A 24,784-nucleotide genomic window follows, 5' to 3' on the forward strand; every position below is an offset into this window, starting at 1 on the left:
AAGGTCACACAGATGGACATGCAATCCCGAATTCGCCAGCTTTTCCAGGCCAGCATCGACACCAAGCAACAGGCGATGGACGTACTTGCACCGCACATCGAGCAAGCCAGCCAGGTGATGGTCAACGCCCTGCTCAACGAGGGCAAAATGCTCTCGTGCGGTAACGGCGGCTCGGCCGGCGATGCCCAGCACTTCTCCTCGGAACTGCTCAACCGTTTCGAGCGTGAGCGCCCTAGCCTGCCGGCGATCGCGCTGACCACCGACAGCTCGACCATCACCTCGATCGCCAACGACTACAGCTACAACGAAGTGTTCTCCAAGCAGATCCGCGCACTCGGCCAGCCGGGTGACGTATTGCTGGCGATTTCGACCAGCGGCAACTCGGCGAACATTATTCAGGCGATCCAGGCCGCACATGATCGCGAAATGATTGTCGTAGCATTGACCGGACGCGATGGCGGCGGCATGGCTTCGCTGCTGCTGCCCGAAGACGTCGAGATTCGCGTACCGGCCAACGTCACCGCACGTATTCAGGAAGTCCACTTGCTGGCGATCCATTGCCTTTGCGATCTGATCGACAGCCAACTGTTCGGGAGTGAAGAATGACCCCTAATCGCCTTGGCCTTCTGGCCTTGACCCTGTGCCTCGGCATCAGCGGCTGCACCTCGGTGGTGAATGCCAGCCGTGAAGCGCCGATCGAAGACGACCGCGGTACCCGCACTTTCGGCAGCAAGATCGATGACTCGCTGATCGAAACCAAAGTCGGCGTTAACGTGGCCAAGGCCGATCCGGCCCTGGACAACGATTCGCACATTGTCGTCACCAGCTTCAACGGCGTCGTACTGCTGGCCGGCCAGACCCCGCGCGCAGACCTCAAGGAGAAGGCCGAACAGGCCGCCGCCAACGTTCAGCGCGTGAAAAAGGTTCACAACGAACTGCAAGTGATCGCACCTTCAGGCTTCGTCGCCCGTCAGAACGACTCCTGGCTGACCACCAAGATCAAGACCCAGATGCTCGCCGATGCCAGCATTCCCGGCTCGCGCATCAAGGTCGTGACCGAGAACGGCATCGTTTACCTGCTGGGCCTGCTGACCAAACAGGAAGCCGCCCAGGCGACCAACCTGGTTCAGGGCGTCTCCGGCGTGCAGAAGATTGTGAAGCTGTTCGAATACATCGACTGACCCGCAAAACGCAGGCACAAAAAAGGCGATCCAACCGGATCGCCTTTTTTATTACTTCACCACTTTCAGGCTTGGCCGGCCGCTTGGGCGCGGCGGCTCGCTGTCCGGTGGCGGAACATCGTCATCCTGCTCGATCTCGTCTTCGTCATCCATCGGCGACTCCAGATCGAACACCATGCCTTGACCGTTCTCCCGGGCATAGATCCCCAGAATTGCAGCAATCGGCACGTACAGACTGTGCGGGACGCCACCGAAGCGACCTTCGAAGGTCACAACGTCGTTGTCCATGTGCAAGTGCCGCACGGCACTTGGCGAAATGTTCAGGACAATCTGCCCGTCACTGGCAAATCCCTGTGGCACCTGCACCGCCGGGTACTCGGAATTGACCAGCATGTGCGGGGTGCAATCGTTATCCACAATCCACTCGTAGAGCGCGCGGACCAGATAAGGTCGACTGGAGTTCATAGCGGCTCCTTAAGCCTTAGCGCATGTCGCGTTCGACACCAGACAGACTCGCCTGGAAAGCCTCACGCGCAAACTGACGCTCCATATAATCAAGCAGCGGCTTGGCCGGCCGCGGCAGTTCTATACCCAGAATCGGCAAACGCCAGAGTATTGGCAATAGGCAGCAATCCACCAGACTTTGTTCCTCACTGAGGAAAAACGGCTTGTCGGCAAACAGCGGCGACACGCCCGTCAGGCTTTCGCGCAATTCCTTGCGCGCCACGACCCGGGCCGCTTCCTTGGTACGCGAATCCAGAATCAGATCCACCAGACCACACCAGTCGCGCTGAATGCGGTGAATCAGCAGACGGCTGTTGGCACGCGCCACCGGGTACACAGGCATCAATGGCGGATGCGGGTAACGCTCATCCAGGTATTCCATCACCACGGTCGACTCCCACAACGCCAGGTCACGATCGACCAGCGTGGGCAGACTGCCGTAAGGGTTCACTTCAATCAGTTTAGGCGGCTGACGACCAGCCTCCACAAAAATGATTTCGGCGCTGACACCCTTCTCTGCAAGCACGATGCGCACTCGGTGGGAATAGTGGTCGGCGGGGTCGGAGTAACAGGCCAACCGATTGGTCACGCCCATGGCGATCCTCCTCGCTTGTTGAAATAGTCGGAGCCGGAAAAACGCGCGCGCCCAGAGGGCGCCTCCCGCAACGGCTGGCGAACCAGGCGTTGCGTTTTCAGAGGCGCCCTTGGGCGCGCGCGATTAACAGCAATTGCTTGAAGCGTTATCAGTGCACGTCTTTCCAGTATTCACGCTTGAGCAGGTAGGCGAACACAAAGAAGAACGCCAGGTACAGCAAGACGTAAGTACCGATGCGCTGATGTTGCAGCTTAACCGGGTTAGCCGAGTAAGCCAGGAAGGTTACCAGATTCTTGACCTTCTCATCGAACTGCTCTTCGTTGAGGGTTCCGGTTTTCGGCACGATGGTCAGCTGATCGCACGCTTCATGAGTCAGCGGCGTACCGGTCAGCGGGTCATATTGCTTCTTGCCGTCTTCGACGATCTGTACCTGTTTGCAACCCACGACCTGACGACCTTGCAGGCCGACCAGCACGTTAGGCATGCCGACGTTCGGGAAAACCTTGTTGTTCACGCCCCATGGACGTGCAGGATCTTCGTAGAACGACTTGAGGTAACCGTAAAGCCAGTCGGTGCCGCGAACACGAGCCACCAGCGTCAGGTCCGGCGGCGCTGCGCCAAACCAGGTCTTGGCGTCGGCCGGCTGCATGCCGATGTTCATGTGATCGCCGATCTTGGCGCCGGTGAACACCAGTTTTTCCAGCATCAGTTCGTGCGGAACGCCGAGGTCATCGGCCACACGCTCGTAACGCTGAAACTTGGCACTGTGGCAACCCATGCAATAGTTGGCGAAAGTACGCGCACCATCCTGCAAGGCAGCCTTGTCGGAAACGTCGATGTCGACCTTTTCCAGTTCCGGACCACCGTGTTCGGCCGCGAAAGACAGCACTGGCAGAGCAGCAAAAATCAGAGCAAAAAATAACTTTTTCATCAGCCAGTCACCCTTTCCGGAACCGGTTTGGTCTTCTCGAGCCTGGTGTAGAACGGCATCAGAATGAAGTAGGCGAAGTACAGGAAGGTGCAGACCTGCGACAGCAGCGTACGGCCTGGCGTCGGGGCCAGAACGCCCAGAATGCCGAGGATCACGAACGAAATGCAGAACACCACCAGCCAGATCTTGCTCATCCAGCCTTTGTAGCGCATCGACTTGACCGGGCTGCGGTCGAGCCACGGCAGGACGAACAGCACCGCAATCGCTGCACCCATGGCGATAACGCCCATGAGCTTGTCAGGGACCGCACGCAAGATTGCGTAGAACGGTGTGAAGTACCAGACCGGTGCAATGTGCTCAGGGGTCTTGAAAGGGTTGGCTTGCTCGAAGTTAGGCTTTTCGAGGAAGTAACCGCCCATTTCCGGGAAGAAGAACACAATGAAGCAGAAGATGAACAGGAACACCACGACGCCGACGATATCTTTCACGGTGTAGTACGGGTGGAAGGCAATGCCGTCCAGCGGGATACCGTTTTCATCTTTGTGCTTCTTGATGTCCACGCCGTCCGGGTTGTTCGAACCGACTTCGTGCAACGCCAGGATGTGCAGCACCACCAGACCCAGAATCACGATCGGCAACGCAACCACGTGCAGGGCGAAGAAGCGGTTCAGGGTGATCCCGGAAATCAGGTAGTCACCACGGATCCACTGGGTCAGGTCGTTGCCGATGACCGGGATCGCACCGAACAGCGAGATGATCACCTGGGCACCCCAGTAGGACATCTGGCCCCACGGCAGCAGGTAACCCATGAAGGCTTCGGCCATCAGCGCCAGGTAGATCAGCATGCCGAAGACCCACACCAGCTCCCGCGGTTTCTGGTACGAACCGTAGAGCAGGCCACGGAACATGTGCAGATAGACCACGATGAAGAACGCCGAAGCGCCGGTGGAGTGCAGCAGGCGCAGGATCGAACCGTACTCGACGTCGCGCATGATGTATTCGACGGAAGCGAACGCTTCTTCCGCCGACGGGGTGTAGCTCATGGTCAGCCAGACACCGGTGACGATCTGGTTGACCAGAACGAGCAGCGCCAGCGAGCCGAAGAAGTAGAAGAAGTTGAAGTTTTTTGGAGCGTAATACTTGCTGAGATGGTCTTCCCACATCTTGGTGGCGGGGAAGCGTGCATCAACCCAATCCATGAACTTGCTCATCACGCTTTCTCCGTATCGACGCCAATGACAATCAGGTCATCGGTCTCATAGGAATGCGGGGGTACTGGCAGGTTCAAAGGCGCAGGTTGCGACTTGTAGACGCGGCCAGCCAGATCGTAGTGGGAACCGTGGCAAGGGCAGAAATAGCCGCCTACCCAGTCTTTGCCCAGATCCGCGGGTGCCACTTCGGGACGGAAGGTCGGTGAGCAACCCAGGTGAGTGCAGATCCCGATCAACAGGAGGATTTCCGGCTTGATCGAACGCACTTCAGGGTCGACATAAGTGGGTTGCGTGGAGTTTTTGGAGGTCGGATCGGAGAGCTGGCCCTCGATCTTCTTGAGATTCCCCAGGATTTCCTCGGTACGGCGGACAATGAACACCGGCTGGCCGCGCCATTCAGCAATCATCTGCTGCCCTGGCTCGATTTTGCTGACATTCACTTTCACCGGTGCTCCGGCAGCCTTCGCCTTGGCACTGGGAAACCATGACCCCACGAACGGGACCGCAGCCCCCACCGCTCCTGCAGCACCCACCACGGATGTGGCTGCTACCAAGAAGCGACGCCGGCCTGCATTCACGCCGTCATTGCTCATTCAGTCCTCTCCCATCAGCTTTGTGGCCTGTTAAATCAGGCGTCTACTAAATTGAAACTATGTACTTATAAAAATTTTGCCGAATGGTAATGAAAACCCCCAATTCTGACAAGGTAATTACCCGGAGGGCTGGCCCTCAAGCCTTGTAGTATAGGGGGTCTACGAATGTGGCAAGTTGTCACAGCGCAATTATTCAAGAAATCGCACGCATAAAAAAACGCCCGGTTCCGTGAGGAATCGGGCGTTCTTTTTGAACGTGGAAGCGAAATTAACGCTTCGAGTACTGCGGACGCTTACGCGCTTTACGCAGACCAACTTTCTTACGTTCAACTTCACGGGCGTCGCGAGTAACGAAGCCAGCTTTGCGCAGAGCGCTACGCAGGGTTTCGTCGTAGTCCATCAGAGCGCGAGTGATGCCGTGGCGGATTGCGCCAGCCTGACCACTTACACCACCACCGATGACGGTGACGTAGATGTCGAACTTCTCGACAGTCTCAGTCAGTTCCAGCGGCTGACGAACTACCATGCGGGCAGTTTCGCGACCGAAGAACGTGTCCAGGGAGCGGTTGTTGATGGAGATGTTACCAGTACCCGGACGCAGGAAAACGCGTGCGGTTGCGGTCTTGCGACGGCCAGTGCCGTAATTTTGAGTCGCCGACATAATGAACTATTCCGTTAAATCTTCAGTTCTTGGGGCTGCTGAGCAGTATGAGGGTGTGCAGCGCCCGCATAGACTTTCAGCTTACGGTACATGTCGCGACCCAGTGGGTTTTTAGGCAGCATGCCTTTAACCGCGGTCTCGATCACGCGCTCAGGGGCCTTGGCGATCAGCTTTTCAAAGTTGATCGACTTGATGCCGCCCGGGAAACCGGAGTGGGAGTAGTACATTTTGTCAGTGGTTTTAGCACCGGTAACACGGATCTGCTCAGCGTTGATTACGACGATGTAGTCGCCGGTGTCAACGTGAGGAGTGTACTCAGGCTTGTGCTTGCCACGCAGACGGCTCGCGATTTCGGTGGCCAGACGACCCAGGGTCTGACCAGCAGCGTCGACGACAAACCAGTCGCGCTTTACTGTTTCCGGTTTAGCAGTAAAAGTTTTCATTCTTTATAGCCTCAGGGGCCGCCTGTAAATAAGACGGCGGATCTTACTGAATAGTGCGTACTTTGACAAGTCAAAGGCAGCCGGATACAGACGCTTTCGGGGGCTCGGGTCGGCGCGTCCGTTCAACGGCAAGATTCTTCGGCGGCGGCGCATCACTTCCACTGCAGAAAGAGGTCGGCAATTATGCAGATTGCGAAAAAAATTTCAACCTGCTTTTATGCTTGTTTTGCCCAAGGAGCACCCGATGGACTATCGCCAGCTAGGCCGTACCGACCTGAACGTGAGTGCAATCTGCCTCGGCACCATGACCTGGGGCGAGCAAAACACTGAAGCTGAAGCCTTCGCCCAGATCGAGCGGGCAAAAGAGGCCGGGATCAATTTCCTCGACACCGCCGAGATGTACCCGGTGCCGCCGAAAGCCGAAACCTACGCCACCACCGAGCGCTACATCGGCAATTACTTCAAGAGCCGTGGCGACCGCGCCGACTGGATCCTCGCCAGCAAGATCGCCGGCCCCGGCAACACCATCGACTACATCCGCGACAAAAACCTGCGCCACAACCGCCACCACATCACCGAAGCCGTGGACGCCAGCCTCAAGCGCCTGCAGACCGACTACATCGATCTGTATCAATTGCACTGGCCGGAGCGCAGCACCAACTTTTTCGGACAGCTGGGCTACAAGCATCAGACCGAAGCCAACCTGACGCCGCTCGAAGACACCCTTGAAGCGCTCGATGAGCAAGTGAAGGCCGGCAAGATCCGTCACATCGGCCTGTCCAACGAGACCCCGTGGGGCACCATGCGTTTTCTAGCCCTGGCCGAAGCCCGTGGCTGGCCGCGCGCCGTCTCGATCCAGAACCCGTACAACCTGCTCAACCGCAGCTTCGAGATCGGCCTGGCGGAAATCGCCATCCGTGAACAATGCGGTCTGCTCGCCTATTCGCCGCTCGCGTTCGGTTTCCTGTCGGGCAAGTACGAGTGTGGGGCGCGCCCGCCAAAAGGCCGCCTGAGCCTCTACAGCCGCTTCAGCCGCTATTTCAACCCGCAATCGGAAGCGGCATGCAGCCGTTATGTGGCACTGGCCCGTGAACACGGCCTGGATCCGGCACAAATGGCCCTGGCCTTTGTGAACCAGCAACCGTTCGTCACCAGCAACATCATCGGGGCGACGACGCTGGAGCAACTGGACAGCAACATCGCCAGCTACGAGCTGAAACTGTCGAGGGAAGTGCTGGAAGGGATCGAAGCGATTCACAAGGATCATCCGAACCCGGCGCCGTGATCAGCCGCTAAAAGCGTCGCGAGCAGGCTCGCTCCCACAGGTACAGCGTGATCCTTGTGGGAGCGAGCCTGCTCGCGAAGGGGCCGGTCAACTCACTGCAAAACTCAAAGCGACCGCGCAATGATCTCCTTCATGATTTCATTGGTGCCGGCATAGATCCGCTGCACCCGCGCATCCGCCCAGGCCCGGGCCACCGGGTATTCCCACATGAAACCGTAGCCGCCATGCAGTTGCACGCACTCGTCGAGTACCTTGCATTGCAGGTCGGTGCCCCAATACTTGGCCATCGCTGCCGTCGGCACATCGAGTTTGCCTTGCAGATGCAGCTCCAGGCAGCGGTCGACGAACACCCGGCCGATCTGAATCTCGGTGGCCATTTCCGCCAGTTTGAAGCGGGTATTCTGGAAGTCGGCAATCGACTTGCCGAACGCCTTGCGCTCACGGGTGTAATCCAGCGTCCACTGAAGCGCCGCCTCGGCTGAAGCCAGACCGCCAATCGCCACGGTCAGACGTTCCTGCGGCAGCTCCTGCATCAGATAGGCAAACCCCGCCCCGGCCTGACCCAGCAGGTTTTCTTTCGGCACTCGCACGTCCTGGAAGAACAATTCCGACGTGTCCTGAGCCTTCATTCCGACCTTCTCCAGGCGCTTGCCCTTGTCGAAGCCCGGCGTGTTCGCCTCCACCAGAAACAGGCTGGTGCCCTTGGCGCCAGCCTTGGGATCGGTCTTGGCGACGACGATCACCAGATCCGCCAGAAAGCCATTGGTGATAAAGGTTTTCGAACCGTTGATCACATATTCGTCGCCATCCAGCACCGCCGTGGTCTTGACCCCTTGCAGGTCGGAACCGGCGCCCGGCTCGGTCATGGCGATCGCGGTGACCATCTCGCCGGAGACCAGCTTCGGCAGGTATTTCTGCTTCAGCGCCTCGCTGCCGTAATGCAGGATGTACGGCGCGACGATGTCCGAATGCAGTGAAAAACCGATACCGGTCAGACCCAGCCGCCCTACTTCTTCGATCACGACCGCGCTGTAAAGAAAGTCCGCCCCCAGCCCGCCGTATTCCTCCGGCAGGTGCGAGCAGAGCATCCCCGCCTCCCCCGCCTTGTTCCACAGTTTGCGGTCGATGTAGCCTTGTTTTTCCCATTGCCCATGGAACGGCACGGCCTCTTTTTCGAGGAATGTTCGTACGCTGTCGCGGAACAATTCGTGCTCGGAGCTGAACAAGGTTCTGGGAATCATGCGGCACCTTTTCTTTATTGTTGGAGGGATCAGACCTTCAGAGACTAAGCCGCGCTTCCGATACAGGACACTGGACACATCCGACAAAAAATAAGACGATCCAGCCGTCTGGTGACCACTTTCCCTTATAAAAACAAAAGTTGAATTATGTCCAAGCAAGTCTCCACGCCCTTGCGGCGCGTCAGCATCCTGGCGATCGACCGGGTTTTCGCTTCCACCCTCATGCAAGCCAAGGATTTCTTCCATCTGGCCAGCCTGCGTTACGGCAAACAACTGGGCCACGGCCTGACTCCGGCGTTCGAAACCCGCCTGGTCAGCCCCGACGGCAAACCGGTGAACAGCTTCAGTGACGTGGTCATGCCGGTGGACGGCGGCCTGGAAAACGCCGACGTCATCATCCTCCCGGCGTTCTGGGACGATTTCGATACGCTGTGCCAACGTTATCCACAGATCCTGCCGTGGCTGCGCGAACAGCATGCCCGGGGTGCCGTGCTCTGCGGCGAGGCTACCGGGGTGTTCTGGCTGGCCGAGGCCGGTTTGCTCAACGGCAAGGAAGCGACCACCTACTGGCGCTTCTTCAATGCCTTCGCCGAGCGCTTTCCGCAGGTCTATCTCAATCAGGACAAACACCTGACCGACGCCGACAACCTGTATTGCGCCGGCGGCACCACCTCAGCCTGCGATCTCTACATTTATCTGATCGAGCGCTTCTGCGGCGCCAATGTGGCCCAGGCAGTGGCCCGCGACATTCTCTACGAAGTGCAGCGCAGCTACGCACCGGGACGCATCGGTTTCGGCGGCCAGAAGCTGCACCAGGACGTGATCATTCTGCAGATCCAGCACTGGCTCGAAGAGCATTTCGCCGACAAGTTCCGCTTTGAGGACGTGGCCCGCGAACACGGCATGAGCATCCGCAACTTCATGCGCCGCTTCCAGACCGCCACCGGTGACAAGCCGCTGCACTACCTGCAACGGCTGCGCATCGAGACCGCCAAGGGCTTGCTCTCCGGCAGTCGCAAGAGCATCAAGACCATCAGCTACGAAGTCGGCTACGACGATGCGAGCTTCTTCGCACGGCTGTTCCGCCAGCACACCGAACTGTCGCCGAACCAGTACCGGCAGCAGTTCCAGCAAGCTGCCTGAAGATTCGACCAGACACAAAAAAGGGCCTGCATCTGCAGGCCCTTTTTGTTTGCCGAATCCGCTTAAGGCTTGTGTGCCCGGGACAGGAATTCGTGGGATTGCATCTCCAGCAGACGGCTGAGGGTACGCTGGAACTCGAACGTCAGACGTCCGCCGGTGTACAGGTCTTTCAACTCGACTTCGGCAGAAATGATCAGTTTGACGTTACGGTCGTAGAACTCGTCGACCATGTTGATGAAGCGTCGGGCGATGTCGTCGGTAGCAACGCTCATCTGCTCCACACCACTGAGCAACACGGCGTGGAAAATCTTGCCCAGTTCGATGTAGTCGTTCTGGCTGCGCGGGCCGTCGCAAAGTTCGCGGAAGTCGAACCAGGCCACGTCGTCGCAAGTGCGCAGGGCACGGATTTCGCGGTTTTCGATGATCAGCACATCGTTTTCCACCGCCGCCGTGCACTCAGGCGTCAGTGCGCGGAAGCTCTTGCGCAGGCTTTCGTGAGCGGCTTCGTCGAGCGGAAAGTGAAACAGCTCCGCTTGTTCGAGGTGGCGCAGACGGTAGTCGACGCCGCTGTCGACGTTGACGATCTCGGTGTTCTGCTTGATCAGTGCGATGGCCGGCAGGAAGCGCGCGCGTTGCAGGCCATCCTTGTACAAGCCGTCCGGCACGATGTTCGACGTGGCGACCAGGGTCACACCATTCTTGAACAACTCTTCCATCAGCGTGCCGAGGATCATGGCGTCGGTGATGTCGGAAACGAAGAATTCATCGAAGCAGATGACCCGCGATTCCGTCGCGAAGCGCTTGGCGATGATGGTCAGCGGGTTTTTCTCGCCGCCGAGGGTTTTCATCTCTTCGTGCACGCGCTTCATGAAGCGGTGGAAGTGGGTGCGGGTCTTTTCCTTGAATGGCAGCGCTTCGAAGAAGGTGTCCACCAGGTAAGTCTTGCCGCGACCCACGCCGCCCCAGAAATACAGGCCCTTGACCGGCGTCTGATCCTTTTTGCCAAACAGCTTGCCCAGCAAACCCGGCTTGTTCTGCTCGGCCGCGATCAGATCGTCGTACAGGCGTTGCAGATGACGCACGGCAGTTTCCTGCGCCGCATCATGGAAGAAGTCCGGGCGTTTCAGATCAGCTTGATATCGTTCTAGGGGCGTCATAATTCGTTAGCAAGGCAACAAAAACGGGCCGTCACTGTAGCGATGGCCCGTGGGAATGGCAATCGGCCCTTGGTCGGGCCGGCCCGTTGATTATTCCTGAACCGGTGTCAGAGCGATCCGCAAGGCCTCGACAGCCGCATCCCGCGCAGCCACGTCGGCGAACGCCGGGCTGTCGCCGACACACTCGCCTTCCAGCCAGACGCTGAAGCTCAGGTCTTCGCTGCGTACATCCAGCGCCTGACCCGATTGCAGTTGCTTGGTCACCTGACCGGCGGTTTTACCGTCGGCGAAGTTGCGCGACAGCAGCAATTGCTCGCCGTCGGCCGCCAGCAGACGGAAACGGAAGCTGCCGTCGTCTTCACGGAAACTGACGAAGCGCGCGGCTTTCGCGGCTTTCTTCTTGGTGGTCGCGGCCACCTGAACCTGATTGACGAACGAACGCAGGCCAACCGCTTCGCGCAACTCGTTGAGGAACGGCGTCGCCACCGCACGGGCCTTTTTGGCGCCGTGTTGCAGGATGTCTTCCAGATCTGCCGGGCGTTCGATCAACTGGTGATAACGCTCGCGGGACTCGCCCAGCTCGTTGTCGAGCAACTGGAACAGACGGTTCTTCGCCTCGCCCCAACCCAGACCGCCCAGCAGTTCGCTGCGGAACTCGTCGGCCTGCGCCGGCGTGGAGAAAGCCTGGAACAGGGTGAACAGGTGCGAGTTGTCCGGATCTTTCGCTTCGCCCGGCGCGCGGGAGTCGGTAACGATGCGCGAAATCGCGTCCTTCATTTCCTTGGCGCTGGAGAACAGCGGAATGGTGTTGTCGTAGCTCTTGGACATCTTGCGACCGTCCAGGCCCGGCAACGTGGCCACGCTTTCCTCGATCAGCGCTTCGGGCATGGTGAAGAACTCCTTGCCCTGGCCGAACAGGTGGTTGAAACGCTGGCCGATGTCACGGGCCATTTCCACGTGCTGGATCTGGTCGCGACCGACCGGCACCTTGTGCGCGTTGAACATCAGAATGTCCGCCGCCATCAGCACCGGATAGCTGTACAAGCCCATGGTGATGCCGGCATCCGGGTCTTCGCCGGTCTCGACGTTCTTGTCCACCGAAGCCTTGTAGGCGTGGGCGCGGTTGAGCAGGCCCTTGGCGGCGACGCAAGTCAGCAACCAGGTCAGCTCGGGGATTTCCGGGATGTCGGACTGACGATAAAAGGTCACGCGATCCACATCCAGGCCACCGGCCAGCCAGGTCGCGGCGATTTCCAGACGCGAGCGCTGGATGCGCAGCGGGTCATCGCACTTGATCAGGGCGTGATAGTCGGCCAGGAAGTAGAACGAATCGGCATTGCTGTCGCGGCTGGCGAGAATCGCCGGGCGGATGGCGCCGGCGTAGTTGCCCAGGTGCGGGGTGCCGGTGGTGGTGATGCCGGTGAGGATGCGGGTACGGTTCGTCATGGGTAATCGCTTGTCAGACTGCAATCAATTCGAGAGACGCGGCAGGATCAGATCCTTGAGATCGGTCAGCTTGCCATGAAAAAAGTGTCCGCATTCTGCCACTTTCAGCAGCTCATGGGGGCGCTGGAGTTTGTCAGACCAGTCGTAGACCAGCTGCGGATCGATCACTTCGTCGGTTTCCGGCTGGATCACCGTCAACTCGCCCTGTTGCGGCAACTGATCCTGATCGCCCAGACGCATCACCGCCGGCGCGACCATGAACAGGTGCTTGAGCTGCACGCCTTGGGCTTCGAGACGCCCGCCGAGACTTGCGGCAACAAATCCACCGAAGGAGAAACCGAACAGGGTCAGCGGCAGATCCGGGTGTTTTTCCAGCAGCCATGCGGCAGCGGCCTGGGCGTCGTCGACTTCACCGGTGCCCATGTCATGGGAGCCTTCGCTGGCACCGACGCCGCGATAGTTGAAGCGCAAGGTGATCAGGCCCGCGTCGCGCGCGGTGCGCTGCAGGGTCGAGACGACCTTGTTGAGCATGGTGCCGCCCTGCACCGGGTTGGGATGGCAGATCAGCGCGATGCCGCGTGGCTGCTCATTGTCCAGATACAAAGACTCAAGTTGCCCCACCGGGCCATCAATCACTACAGGGGTTTCACGCATCAGCAAGGAAGGAACTCCGTGACCTCGAATCGGGTCGACTCGTCTAGCAAATTGTCTGTGCCAGTCTATTGCGAGTGAATCGCGGTATACAGCGCAGGTTCGAGCCGTTAACGTAAAGCAAAGCCGTTTATAGAGGAAGGACTCGTGGAACACTCGCTCTTAGTTTGGTTGTTACCGACTCTTGCCCTGGTTGTGGGTGTCGCCATTGGTTTCCTGATCGCTCGCGTTGCGCCGAACGCCGCGCCCAGCCGCACGCAGCGTCAACTGGATGATATTCAGGAACGTTTCGACAGTTATCAGAACGAAGTGGTGACCCACTTCAACAGCACCGCCAATCTGGTCAAGAAACTGACCCAGAGCTATCAGGAAGTGCAGGATCACCTCGCCGAGGGCGCCAACCGCCTGGCCCTGGACGAGCAGACCCGTCAACGCTTGCTCGCCTCGCTGCACGCCGACGCGGCACAGGCCCCACGGGAGCGCCTGACGCCACCACGGGATCAGGAACCGCCGCGTGACTACGCGCCGAAGACCCCGAACTCGCCGGGCATGCTCGACGAGCATTACGGCCTGAAGAAGTAATCAGCCTTCGCGCCAACAAAAAGCCCCCGGACAATCACTTGTCCGGGGGCTTTTTTGTAGCTGACGGTTACGGGTACTGCTGAACCGTGCCCGGCTGTTGCTGGCCACCGTATTGCTGGCCAGGGATGGCCTTGAGGTTAACCTCGACACGGCGGTTCTGCGCGCGGCCATTGACGTCGCCATTGCTGGCAATCGGATTATCCGGACCGGCACCGCGAGCACTCAGGTTGGCACCGCTGACGCCTTGCGAAGTCAGGTAGGTCGCCACACTCTGCGCACGACGCTGGGACAGGTCCATGTTGTGCTGACGGCTGCCGGTGCTGTCGGTGTAGCCGACGATTTCGATCTGGTTCTGGTTGAACTCTTTGAGCGAGTTGGCCAGGTTGTTCAGCGGCTGATAGAAGCTGGAAGCGATGTTCGCCGAATCGGTGGCGAAAGTGATGTTGCCCGGCATGATCAGCTTGATCTGGTCGCCCTGACGCTGCACTTCAACCCCGGTGTTCGCCATGCTGGCGCGCAGTTTTTTCTCCTGCTGGTCGGCGTAGTAGCCGTAACCGGCGGCCGAGGCACCGACGACGGCGGCGCCGATCAGCGCACCCTTGCCGCGGTTGTTGTGGTCGATCGCGGCACCGGCCAGCGCGCCGGCCAAAGCACCGAGGCCACCGTACTTGGCGGTTTTGCTCATGCCCTGGGAGCCACCGTCGGCCTGACCCTGATTGTCATACGGGTTAGGCGAGGCGCAGCCGGACAAGACGGCCACGGCAGTAGCGACAATAATCAAACGACGCGTGGTGAACATGGAGTGCTCCTACATTTTGCATTCTGTGGTGCAGCGGCCATTGGCAACTGGCCCGTGCGGGCGTTGGATCATGACAATGCACAAAAATTCCGCTGGGCACCCGTGACAAAATGTTTAGGCACGCACAAACGGGTTCTCGCGCATTTCATCCCCCAGACGCGTATCCGGACCATGCCCGGCCACAACGGTCGCGTCTTCATCCAGGGTGTACAGCCGCTGCTTGATCGATCGCACGATGGTCGCCTGATCGCCGCCCCACAAATCCGTGCGCCCTACTCCGCGACGAAACAGCGTGTCGCCGGCAATCAACAGCTTAGCCTCGGAAAACCAGAAACTCATGGAACCTGGCGTATGCCCCGGTGTGTGCAAGGCCACGCCGCAGCCGCAGGCCAGTTCTTCATCGTCGCTCAACCAGCGATCGGGAGACGGCACCGGGGTGTACGGCACGCCGAACATCTGGCATTGCATTTCGAGGTTGTCCCACAGGAATTGATCCTCTTTGTGCAAATGCAAGGTCGCGCCGGTTTTTTCCTTCATCTGCCCCGAGGCCAGAAAGTGGTCAAGGTGTGCGTGGGTATGAATGATGCTGACCACTTTCAGGCCCAGTGCATCCACGCGGGCCATGATCAGATCCGGATTGCCGCCCGGGTCGACGACGATAGCCTTTTTCGTGATCGGATCGCCGATAATCGTGCAATTGCACTGCAAAGGGCCGACGGGGAAGGTTTCGCGGATCAGCGCTGGCGTGGCGGCGTGCATGGGAGTTCCTGCAGAGCAATGAATGTCGCGCAGCATACGACTGCCGACCTCAGGATTCTACGTCTTCAGCCGACACATGGTGCCTGGACGCCACGCGTCGGCCAGTCAAAAAAATAGTGTCAATATGATGTCACGCGTATCAGTTTTGATGCAAAATCGCCCTTTGTAGCGGCCACATTCAGGATAGGCCGCGGCCCATCCAGGAATATCCGCATGCCACGCCCGAATGAATCGACCGACAGTACTTCCTCTTCATTGACCGCTAACAGTCTCGTTAACAGCCTGATTTCCGGTACCCAATGGGAAAGCACCAAGTGGTATGACAAAAGTGCACCGACGGAGCTGACTTACAGCTTCATCAATCCGGTCTCCTCGTACTTCGCCACCAATTACAGTGCAGACAACGAATACAAGGCGGTGTTTGCCCTGACCGCCAATCAACAGGTCGCGGTCGCCAGTGCCCTGAGTGCCTGGAGCTCGGTTGCCAACATCAAGTTCAGCCAGACCACCGACACCCTCGCGAATGTCGGCGATCTGCGCTTTGGCGGCTATTCCCTGATGGAAAGCGGAACCGTGGCCTGGGCCTATTTGCCAGGTAGCACGCCCAAGTCCGGCGACGTCTGGATCGGCCCGGAGACCAATCAAGCGGACCCGAGCAAAGGCTCCTACGATTACCTGACATTCGTTCACGAAATCGGCCACGCCATCGGCCTCAAGCACCCGTTCGCCACCAGCCAGACCAACAGCACCGTGCTGGACGCATCACTGGACGATGTGCGCTTCACTGTAATGAGCTACAACGACAATTACTCGTACCAGCCCACCACGCCGATGCTCCTGGATATCCTTGCAATCCAGAGTCTGTATGGCGCCAATACTGCCTGGCAGGCCGGTAACACGACTTACACCTGGGCCAACAATCAGTCGATTTTCGAAACCATCTGGGATGGCGGCGGCATCGACACGATCGATGCCAGCAATCAGTTGAATGCAGTGCGTATCGACTTGAATGAAGGGGCCTTCAGCCAGATCGGCAAGGCGTTCCTCGATCTCAAGACCCTGACCGCCTTCAATGAAGGTCTGGCGATTGCTTACGGCGCAAAAATCGAAAACGCCGTGGGCACGGTCAATGACGACAGCCTGATCGGTAACGCCCTGGACAACATCCTCAATGGCCAGGCCGGCGCCGACACCATGAATGGTGGCACCGGGAACGACACCTACTTCGTCGACAACGTCGGCGATACGGTGATCGAGACCAGCACCCTGCCGAGTGAAATCGACACCGTGCTGAGCTACATCAATTACACCCTCGGCGCGAATGTCGAAAACCTCACCTTGCTGGGCACCGCCAACCTGAGCGGCACCGGTAACGCACTGAACAACGTCATCACGGGCAACTGGGGGCAGAACACGCTCGACGGCGGCGCCGGTGCCGACACCTTGATTGGCGGTGGCGGCAACGACATCTATGTGGTCGACAATGCCGGTGACATCGTCATCGAAAACAGCGAAGTCGGCGGCGGGACAGATACCGTCAAGACATCCATCAGCTACAGCCTGGTCGCGAATGTCGAAAACATCGAACTCACCGGTTCGGGCAATCTGAACGCCAACGGCAACGCCCTGAACAACGTGATGACCGGCAACAGCGGCAACAACGTGCTCAACGGCGGTGCCGGCCTGGATACCATGATCGGTGGCGACGGTGACGATACTTATTATCTCGACCAGGCCGGTGAACTGGCGCTGATCCAGGAAAACGCCAGCGAAGGCAATGACACCCTGCGCGTTTACTACAATGCTGGCGCACTGACCAACACCATCGATCTGAACCAAGGCAATCTCACCAACGTCGAAAATGTCTGGCTGATGGGCACCGGTGGCTACACCGTTCAAGGCAACAGCCTGGACAACTACCTGCTCGGCAGCGCATCGGCCGATACCCTGCGTGGCGGTGAAGGCAATGACCGTCTGGATGGCGCAGCGGGTGCCGACACGCTGGTCGGCGGCAACGGTGACGACACCTACGTCATCGACAATGCCGGCGACGTCATCATCGAAGCACTCGGTGAAGGTCGTGATCGGGTGCTGTCCAACATCGGCTACACCCTGAGCGCCAACGTCGAGGACGGCCAGTTGCTCGGCAGCGCCGACCTGTATCTCGTCGGCAACGGTGAGAACAACGTGCTCACCGGCAACAGCGGCAACAACATCCTCAACGGCCAGGAAGGCGCCGACACCATGGACGGCGGTGCCGGCAACGACACCTACTTCGTCGACAACGTCGGCGATGTGATCATCGAAAACGGCACCTCGCTGACCGAGATCGACACCGTGCTGTCCTCGTTGGCCGACTACACCCTGGGTGCCAACCTGGAAAACCTGACCCTGCGTTTCTCCGACAACATCAACGGCACTGGCAACGCGCTGAACAACGTTCTGACTGGCAACAGCGGCGACAACATCCTCGACGGCGGTGCGGGTGCCGACACCATGATCGGTGGTCTGGGCAACGACACCTATGTGGTCGACAACGTCGGTGACGTGATTCGCGAAACCAGTACCCTGATGACCGAGATCGACACCGTCCGTTCCTCGATCAACTACAGCCTTGGCGCAAACGTCGAAAACATCGTGCTCACCGGCTCTGCCAACCTGAACGCCAATGGCAACGCCCTGAACAACGTCATGACCGGCAACAGCGGCAACAACGTGCTCAACGGCGGCGGCGGTCTGGACACCATGATCGGTGGCGACGGTGACGACACTTACTACCTTGATCAGGCCGGCGAATTGTCGCTGATCCAGGAGAACGCCAGCGAAGGCACCGACACGCTGAGGGCTTACTACAACGCCACCCCGATGACCAATGTCATCAATATGAACCTGAGCAACCTGGCCAACGTCGAAAACGTCTGGCTGATGGGCACCGGCGGCTACATGGTACAGGGCAACAACCTGGACAATTATCTGCTCGGTAGCGCCTCGGCGGATACCTTGCAGGGCGGTGCCGGCAATGATCGCCTCGACGGCGCGGCCGGTGCGGACACCCTGATCGGTGGCAGCGGTGACGACACTTACGTCATCGACAATGCCGGCGACGTGGTGATCGAACTGGGCGGCGAAGGCCGCGACCGGGTGCTGTCCAACATCGGCTACACCCTGACCGCCAACGTCGAGGACGGCCAACTGCTCGGCAACGCCGATCTGTACCTGGTCGGCAACGGCCTCGACAACGTGCTTACCGGCAACAGCGGCAACAACATCATCAATGGTCAGGAAGGCGCCGACACCATGGACGGCGGCGCAGGCAACGACACCTACTTCGTCGACAACGTCGGCGACGTGATCATCGAAAACGGCACTTCGCTGAGCGAGATCGACACCGTGCTGTCCTCGTTGGCCGACTACACCCTGGGCGCCAACCTGGAAAACCTGACCCTGCGCTTTGCCACCAACATCAACGGTACCGGTAACGCGCTCAACAACGTCATCACCGGCAATGCCGGCAACAACATCCTCGACGGCGGTGCCGGTGCCGACACCATGATCGGCGGCCTGGGCAACGATACTTATGTAGTGGACAACGTCGGCGACATCGTCAGCGAGACCAGCACCCTGACCAACGAAATCGACACGGTACGCTCGTCGATCAACTACAGCCTTGGCGCAAACGTCGAAAACATCGTGCTCACCGGCTCTGCCAACCTGAACGCCAATGGCAACACCCTGAACAACGTCATGACCGGCAACAGCGGCAACAACGTGCTCAACGGCGGTGCCGGCCTCGACACCATGATCGGCGGCGACGGTGACGACACGTACTACCTCGACCAGAGCGGTGAACTGGCACTGATCCAGGAGAGCGCCAGCGAAGGCACCGACACGCTGCGTATTTACTACAACGCCACTGCCACCACCAAAGTCGTCAACCTGAACCTGAGCAATCTGGCCAACGTCGAAAACGTCTGGCTGATGGGTACCGGTGGCTATACCGTGCAAGGCAACAGCCTGGATAACTACCTGCTCGGCAGCGCTTCGGCCGATACCTTGCAGGGCGGTGCCGGCAATGACCGCCTCGACGGTGCGGCCGGCGCCGACACCCTGGCCGGTGGTACCGGCGATGACACCTACGTCATCGACAACGCGGGCGACCTGATAGTGGAAAATGTTGGCGAAGGCCACGACCGCGTCATCACCAGCATCAGCTACACCCTCGCCGCCAACCTCGAAGATGCGCAATTGCTCGGCAACAGCGACCTGTATCTGGTCGGCAACGGCCTGGACAACGTGCTCACCGGCAACGGCGGCAACAACATCATCAATGGCCAGGAAGGTGCCGACACCATGGACGGCGGTGCCGGCAACGACACCTACTTCGTCGACAACATTGGCGATGTGATTATCGAAAACGGCACCTCGTTGACCGAGATCGATACCGTGCTGTCCTCCCTGGCCAACTACACCCTGGGTGCCAACCTGGAAAACCTGACCCTGCGCTTCGCCGACAACATCAACGGCACCGGCAACGCGCTGAGCAACGTCATCACCGGCAACGCCGGCAACAACGTCCTCGACGGCGGTGCAGGTGCCGACACCATGATCGGTGGTCTGGGCAACGACACTTACGTGGTCGACAACGCTGGCGACATCGTCACCGAGACCAGCACCCTGGCCAACGAGATCGACACCGTGCGCTCGTCGATCAACTACACCCTGGGTGCCAACGTAGAGAACCTGCAACTGACCGGCAGCGCCAATTTGATGGGCTACGGCAACGCCCTGAACAACGTGCTGACCGGCAACGACGGCAACAACGTGCTCAACGGCGGCGCCGGCAACGACACGCTGATCGGCGGACTCGGCGTGGACATGCTGACCGGCGGCACCGGTGCCGACACCTTCGTGTTCAACAACCTGAACGAAGTGGGCACGGGCTCGCAGCGTGATGTCATTTATGACTTCAGCAGCCTGCAGGGCGACAAGATCGACCTGTCCGCGTTCGATGCCAATCTGGGTGTGGCCGGCCTCGACGCCTTCACCTTCATTGGTTCCGGCGACTTCACGGGCGCCGGCCAACTGCGGTTTGCCGATCAGGTGTTGTCCGGCAACGTCAGCGGTAACGCGGGCGCGGACTTCGAGATCCATCTGGTGGGCGTGAACGCATTCAGTGCCCAGGATCTCGTGGCCTGAGTTCAGCGTGCCGCACCCTGGCTGTTGCGCCCGGACGCAACGGCCAATGTAAAACGCCCCGACTGGTTCGGGGCGTTTTGCATTCACGGGTCGCGCACAACCCGACTACACCAACAACCCCAGTTCCTTGGCCCGCGCCACGGCCTGGGTGCGCCGCTCCACCCCCAGTTTGCTGTTGATATGACTGGCATGGGTTTTCACGGTGTGCAGCGAGATGAACAGTTGATCGCTGATTTCCTGATTCGAGCAACCCTGAGCGATCAGACGCAGCACCGCCAGTTCGCGGCTGCTGAGCTGTTCGGTAGCGGCGGATTCCGCAGTGGGGCGAGCCTGGGCCTGAGGGAATTGCTCGAGCAATTGCTGACCGACGGCTGTCGGTGCGGTCAGTGACAGTTGCCCGCGCAACCAGTCCGCATGTTCCTTGACCAGCACATCGAAAGGTTGCAGGACGCCGCCGGCCGCCGCTTCCAGCGCCTGATTCAACGCCTTGCGGGCTTCAGGCTCGCGCCCACCCGCCAACAGCAGCGCCACTTTTTGCGTCAGTGCCATCACGCTGAGCAGTTGCCGCCCGGTTTGCTGGCCGTTCTCCAGCAACACGTTCAGCCGCCCTTCGGCGAGCATCGGCTGCCCCTGAATGACGTCCAGCAACGCCTGTTGCAGTTCGACGTGCAACGGCAGTTGCGGATGAAACTCCGGCGGTGCCGCCGCGCGTTCACCGGTGTAGGTCTGGCCCAGTCGAGCCAGCCAGGCTTCGGCCAGATCGATACGCCCCTGAGCCAGCCACAGCTCACATTTGACCAGAGTAATCATCGCCAGATAGTAGATCGGCGGAACGTCCCAGATATGCATCAGGCGTTCGGCTTCGGCCAGCTCGGCGAAGGCCTTGGCGAAATCGCCGCTGCTGCCGTCGAGTCGTGCAATCACACAGTGGCCGATCAACACACTGATGTCACGACAGGCCCGCGCTTCCGTCAAGCCTGCCTGCAATCGCACCCTTGCCGCCTGCGGCTGCAATCGCATGGCCAGCAGAAAACCCTCATACAGCGTCAGGCGCGCACGCACGGCGTACAAACGCTGTGCGGACAATCCGCGCAAGCGCTCCAGCCCTTGGCGCACCTCATCGAGCGCACGCAGGATTTCGCCGCGCGCCTGCAGGACGCGGGCACGATCGTAATGCGCCAGCGCCTCGAACAAGGGATTGCCGACCCGCTGCGCCAGTTCAAGCGACTCGCGGTTCAAGCCCCGTGCGCGCCACAGATCGCCGTCGGCGATCGCCAGGTTGGACAAGGTCGACAGGCACATCAGGCGCTGGCCGTAGCGCTTGGCCGGCAGGCTTTCCAGTGCCTCGCTGCAATACTCGATGGTCTGCTCGCGATGGCCCCTCCCGCGGGCGATGATGCCCTTGAGCGCCAGCCATTGGGCCAACATCGATTTCTGTGCGGTGGCCGATGGTGCCGGCAGAAACCGACTCAGATGACTGGCGAGTTCCTCTGCCGCATCGAGCTGACAGGCCAGGCCCAGCGCCCAGCTGTACAACACGATCAGGCGCGGAGTGCTGATCAGCAGGCTGTCGGGCAAGTCCATCTTCCAGCGCAGCAGCATGCCGACGTTCTGCTCGGCCAGCAGTTGTTCCTCGGACAGGTTCTGTACCAGATTGGCCGCGACGTCCAGATGCCCTGCGCGCAGTGCCTGCTCGACAGCTTCATCCAGAAGACCCTGGGCATTGAACCAGCGACAGGCGCGCAGATGCAGCGTCGCGGCCGGCACCAGTGCCCGGGTGATAGGCCGGCTGCGCAACAGGTCGGAAAACAGGTGGTGATAACGATACCAGTGCCCGTGCTCGTCCAGCGGCACCAGGAACACCTGATGCGCCAGCAGGAAACGCAGGATTTCCGCGCTGTCATGGGCTTCGCGCACCGCGTCGCACAGTTCGCTGCAAAAGCGCTCCTGCGGTGCGGTGTCATAAAGAAACGCCTGAACCTCGGCGGGCAGACAATCGATGACTTCTTCCAGCAGATATTCGCGGATCAGCCCTTCCCCGCCGTTCAACGCTTGCGGCAGGGCCGATTCGGTGCCGGCTTCGGCAATCGCCAGCAGCCAGAAACGCAGCCCGGCCACCCAGCCTTCGCTGCGCTGGATCAGGTTTTCCAGCGCTTCACCGCGCAGGGAACTGCTGTGACGATCAAGCAGTGCCAGGGCTTCGTCATGGGTCAGACGCAGATCCTGTTCGTGCAGTTCCAGCAACTGGCGCGAAAGGCGCAGACGCGCCAGGTGCCAGTCCGGGCGCTGCCGACTGGTGACCATGACCACCAGGCCATCCGGTAAGTGATTGAGGAAAAATTGCAGGCAACGGTCGAGCACCGGCCCTTGAGCGAGGTGGTAATCATCCAGTACCAACAGCAGCGGGGCCGTCGGTTGCAGATGCAGCGCCAACTCATCCAGCAGGCCATCGAGCCATTCTTCGAAGGCAAACGGCTGGTGACGCTGACGCATTTTCAGCAGCCCCAATGCCCGGCTGCCCAATTGCGGAAAGTAATCCTGCAAACCTTCGAGAAGACGTTCGAGAAACCGCCCCGGATCGTTGTCCCGCGGGCTCAGCCCCAGCCACAGACTTTGCCAGTGTGCCGGCAGACTCTGGCAGAACTCCACCGCCAGCGAACTCTTGCCGAACCCGGCCGGGGCGCTGACCAGCAACAGGCGCCCTCCGAGCCCGGCGCTCAGGCGCTCGCACAAACGGGGTCGCAGCACGTAGCCGTCGGGTAGCGGCGGACGGAAAAAACGTCCGTCCAGTGCCGCGACGGCAACGCTTGCAGGGCCCGGAAGTGGGGACAGATCAGTCATGGCCGGCTCTTGTTTGTAGGGCTGTTGGCGGCGTAGCAGATGCCCGCAGACTAGCCTTAAACGGAGCGGTTATGAAGGTCGTTGCTACAAATGGCTACAAAAAGGCTACGGAAAAAGCGACAGGCAAAAAAACGCCCCGAACCTCTCGGGGCGTTTTCACGAGGATGCGGCCTCGGTTTACAGGAGCTTAGCGAATACCGTCCTGGCGCAGGGCGGCCGGCGAGAAGTCGCTGATGGTGGCGGTGAAGCCAAAGTCATAAGCCCGGCTTTCTTCGTTCTTCATGCCCAGTGCCAGATAACGACCGGACTGCAGATCGTAGAGCGTTTCCAGGGTGTACCAAGGCACCTGCACGTTGTAGTAGTCCTGGGCGTGAGCTTCCGCCACGCGCCACAGTTGGTTGCGACCGTCGTAGTGATCGATCACGGCCGCTTGCCAGGTGTCTTCGTCGATGAAGAAGTCACGCTTGGCGTAGATGTGACGCTGGCCTTCCTTCAGGGTCGCAGTCACGTGCCAGACGCGACGCAGTTCATAACGCGCCAGATCCTGATTGATGTGACCTGCCTTGATGATGTCAGCGTACTTGAGCTTCGGATCGTCGAGCTTGTAGCTGTCGGAGGCGATGTACATCTCTTGCTTGCCAACCAGTTTCCAGTCATAGCGATCCGGTGCACCGTTGAACATGTCCAGGTTGTCGGAAGTACGCAGACCATCCGCCGCGGTACCCGGGCCGTCATAGGACACTTGCGGTGCGCGACGTACACGACGCTGACCGGCGTTGTAGACCCATGCCGAACGCGGCTCTTTCACCTGATCGAGCGTCTCGTGTACCAGCAGCACGCCACCGGCCAGACGTGCCGGCGCGGTCACTTTCTGCTTGAAGTAGAACAGGATGTTGCCCGGGTTCGCCGGATCGTAATCCTTCATCCGGTCACGGAACACGAACTGATCCTGGAAGTACACCAGGCTGAACGAGCCGTTCGGTTGCGGCGTGGCCTGGGTTACCAGACGGGTCACGCTGCCGCCGCGATAGCGGGTGATGTGGTTCCAGATCACTTCCACACCGGTTTTCGGAATCGGGAACGGCACGGCGGTATCGAAGTTTTCCAGGCCGTTTCCGCCTTGCACCAGATTCGTGGTGGTGGCGTTTTTCTTGATGGCGGCAAATACCGAGTCCGGCACGGTGGCACCGCGATGGGACGGATAGACCGGCATCTTGAAGGTGTCAGGGTAGCGCTGGAACATCGCGTACTGACCCGGCGCGAGCTTGGCTTTGTACTGATCGACGTTCTGTTTGGTGATGGTGAACAGCGGTTTTTCACTGGCGTACGGGTCGGACAGGAAGCCTTTGCTGTCGGCGGTGCCGGCATTTTTCGGCATCGGTTTCCAGGCCGGGATCGAGCCATCGGCGTTACCGGCCATTTCGGCGCCCATCGGGGTCAGGCTCTTGCCCAGCTTGTCCGCTTCGGCGGCAGGCACCGCCGCCATGACACCGGTCGCCAGCAGCGACAGGCCCAGAACACCGGCGTGGAACAGACTTTTTGTTATTTTCATAAATTCGTTCGTC

21 protein-coding genes are annotated in these 24,784 nt (G+C 59.7%); 6 read left to right on the top strand and 15 right to left on the bottom strand.

Going from position 1 to position 24,784, the window contains the following annotated elements; all coding sequences use genetic code 11:
* Window positions 1–12 precede the first annotated feature (12 nt).
* Complete coding sequence (locus PMI24_RS19320; protein ID WP_007928463.1) at window positions 13–606, top strand: phosphoheptose isomerase; 594 nt, start codon at window positions 13–15, stop codon at window positions 604–606.
* Complete coding sequence (locus PMI24_RS19325) at window positions 603–1,181, top strand: BON domain-containing protein (RefSeq protein WP_007956785.1); 579 nt, start codon at window positions 603–605, stop codon at window positions 1,179–1,181. Before PMI24_RS19320 ends, PMI24_RS19325 begins: the two co-directional genes overlap by 4 nt.
* A 51-nt stretch (window positions 1,182–1,232) precedes the next feature.
* On the opposite strand, the gene PMI24_RS19330 is transcribed toward PMI24_RS19325, so the two are convergent.
* The 7 genes from PMI24_RS19330 to rplM all read right to left on the bottom strand — a co-directional run bounded on the left by PMI24_RS19330 (window position 1,233) and on the right by rplM (window position 6,119).
* Window positions 1,233–1,646, bottom strand: coding sequence for a ClpXP protease specificity-enhancing factor (locus tag PMI24_RS19330; protein WP_007956787.1), 414 nt, complete (start codon window positions 1,644–1,646; stop codon window positions 1,233–1,235).
* A 16-nt stretch (window positions 1,647–1,662) separates the two neighbouring features.
* A complete protein-coding gene (locus PMI24_RS19335; RefSeq protein WP_007956788.1) occupies window positions 1,663–2,280 on the bottom strand; it encodes a glutathione S-transferase N-terminal domain-containing protein in 618 nt (205 codons plus the stop codon).
* 148 nt (window positions 2,281–2,428) lie between these two features.
* Window positions 2,429–3,211 (bottom strand): cytochrome c1, encoded by a 783-nt coding sequence (locus PMI24_RS19340; protein ID WP_007956790.1) that lies wholly within the window; start codon window positions 3,209–3,211, stop codon window positions 2,429–2,431.
* Window positions 3,211–4,422: a cytochrome b gene (locus PMI24_RS19345; protein ID WP_007956792.1), complete on the bottom strand. Its 1,212-nt coding sequence runs from the start codon at window positions 4,420–4,422 to the stop codon at window positions 3,211–3,213. The genes PMI24_RS19340 and PMI24_RS19345 overlap by 1 nt, the downstream gene beginning before the upstream one ends.
* Window positions 4,422–5,015: a ubiquinol-cytochrome c reductase iron-sulfur subunit gene (petA, locus tag PMI24_RS19350; protein WP_007917031.1), complete on the bottom strand. Its 594-nt coding sequence runs from the start codon at window positions 5,013–5,015 to the stop codon at window positions 4,422–4,424. Before petA ends, PMI24_RS19345 begins: the two co-directional genes overlap by 1 nt.
* Window positions 5,016–5,283: 268 nt before the next feature.
* A complete protein-coding gene (gene rpsI, locus PMI24_RS19355) occupies window positions 5,284–5,676 on the bottom strand; it encodes a 30S ribosomal protein S9 (RefSeq protein WP_007956794.1) in 393 nt (130 codons plus the stop codon).
* Between the two features lie 14 nt (window positions 5,677–5,690).
* A complete protein-coding gene (gene rplM, locus PMI24_RS19360; RefSeq protein ID WP_003228062.1) occupies window positions 5,691–6,119 on the bottom strand; it encodes a 50S ribosomal protein L13 in 429 nt (142 codons plus the stop codon).
* Window positions 6,120–6,363: 244 nt separating this feature from the next.
* On the opposite strand from rplM, the gene PMI24_RS19365 reads away from it, so the two are divergent.
* Window positions 6,364–7,404, top strand: a complete 1,041-nt coding sequence (locus PMI24_RS19365; RefSeq protein WP_007956796.1) for an NADP(H)-dependent aldo-keto reductase — start codon at window positions 6,364–6,366, stop codon at window positions 7,402–7,404.
* 104 nt (window positions 7,405–7,508) lie between these two features.
* On the opposite strand, the gene PMI24_RS19370 is transcribed toward PMI24_RS19365, so the two are convergent.
* Window positions 7,509–8,645: an acyl-CoA dehydrogenase family protein gene (locus PMI24_RS19370; protein ID WP_007956797.1), complete on the bottom strand. Its 1,137-nt coding sequence runs from the start codon at window positions 8,643–8,645 to the stop codon at window positions 7,509–7,511.
* 246 nt (window positions 8,646–8,891) lie between these two features.
* Between PMI24_RS19370 and PMI24_RS19375 the strand changes: the two genes are divergently transcribed.
* A complete protein-coding gene (locus PMI24_RS19375) occupies window positions 8,892–9,788 on the top strand; it encodes a GlxA family transcriptional regulator (protein WP_170929381.1) in 897 nt (298 codons plus the stop codon).
* Between the two features lie 62 nt (window positions 9,789–9,850).
* Here PMI24_RS19375 and zapE read toward each other — a convergent pair whose 3' ends face one another.
* The 3 genes from zapE to PMI24_RS19390 form a co-directional block, all read right to left on the bottom strand.
* Window positions 9,851–10,945, bottom strand: a complete 1,095-nt coding sequence (zapE, locus tag PMI24_RS19380; protein ID WP_045121816.1) for a cell division protein ZapE — start codon at window positions 10,943–10,945, stop codon at window positions 9,851–9,853.
* A gap of 90 nt (window positions 10,946–11,035) precedes the next feature.
* A complete protein-coding gene (locus tag PMI24_RS19385) occupies window positions 11,036–12,391 on the bottom strand; it encodes a tryptophan--tRNA ligase (protein ID WP_007956800.1) in 1,356 nt (451 codons plus the stop codon).
* Between the two features lie 24 nt (window positions 12,392–12,415).
* Window positions 12,416–13,045 carry an alpha/beta hydrolase gene (locus PMI24_RS19390; RefSeq protein ID WP_045121822.1) on the bottom strand — a complete coding sequence of 210 codons (630 nt, stop codon included), beginning with the start codon at window positions 13,043–13,045 and terminating at the stop codon, window positions 12,416–12,418.
* A gap of 144 nt (window positions 13,046–13,189) precedes the next feature.
* Between PMI24_RS19390 and PMI24_RS19395 the strand changes: the two genes are divergently transcribed.
* Window positions 13,190–13,624, top strand: a complete 435-nt coding sequence (locus PMI24_RS19395) for a YhcB family protein (RefSeq protein WP_007956803.1) — start codon at window positions 13,190–13,192, stop codon at window positions 13,622–13,624.
* Window positions 13,625–13,691: 67 nt separating this feature from the next.
* Here PMI24_RS19395 and PMI24_RS19400 read toward each other — a convergent pair whose 3' ends face one another.
* On the bottom strand, window positions 13,692–14,423 hold the full coding sequence (locus PMI24_RS19400; RefSeq protein WP_007956806.1) for an OmpA family lipoprotein: 732 nt from the start codon (window positions 14,421–14,423) through the stop codon (window positions 13,692–13,694).
* A 114-nt stretch (window positions 14,424–14,537) separates the two neighbouring features.
* Window positions 14,538–15,182: an MBL fold metallo-hydrolase gene (locus tag PMI24_RS19405; protein ID WP_007956808.1), complete on the bottom strand. Its 645-nt coding sequence runs from the start codon at window positions 15,180–15,182 to the stop codon at window positions 14,538–14,540.
* 213 nt (window positions 15,183–15,395) lie between these two features.
* Here PMI24_RS19405 and PMI24_RS19410 point away from each other — a divergent pair, with 213 nt between their 5' ends.
* On the top strand, window positions 15,396–20,378 hold the full coding sequence (locus PMI24_RS19410; RefSeq protein ID WP_007956810.1) for a M10 family metallopeptidase: 4,983 nt from the start codon (window positions 15,396–15,398) through the stop codon (window positions 20,376–20,378).
* Window positions 20,379–20,483: 105 nt separating this feature from the next.
* Here the strand turns inward: PMI24_RS19410 and PMI24_RS19415 are convergent, their stop codons facing one another.
* On the bottom strand, window positions 20,484–23,219 hold the full coding sequence (locus PMI24_RS19415) for a LuxR C-terminal-related transcriptional regulator (protein WP_007956812.1): 2,736 nt from the start codon (window positions 23,217–23,219) through the stop codon (window positions 20,484–20,486).
* A gap of 187 nt (window positions 23,220–23,406) precedes the next feature.
* Complete coding sequence (locus PMI24_RS19420) at window positions 23,407–24,771, bottom strand: DUF1329 domain-containing protein (protein WP_007956814.1); 1,365 nt, start codon at window positions 24,769–24,771, stop codon at window positions 23,407–23,409.
* Window positions 24,772–24,784: the final 13 nt, after the last annotated feature.

Origin of the sequence: Pseudomonas sp. GM25, assembly GCF_000282255.1 — a bacterium.
In the GTDB taxonomy this organism is placed as follows: Bacteria; Pseudomonadota; Gammaproteobacteria; order Pseudomonadales; family Pseudomonadaceae; genus Aquipseudomonas; species Aquipseudomonas aphyarum.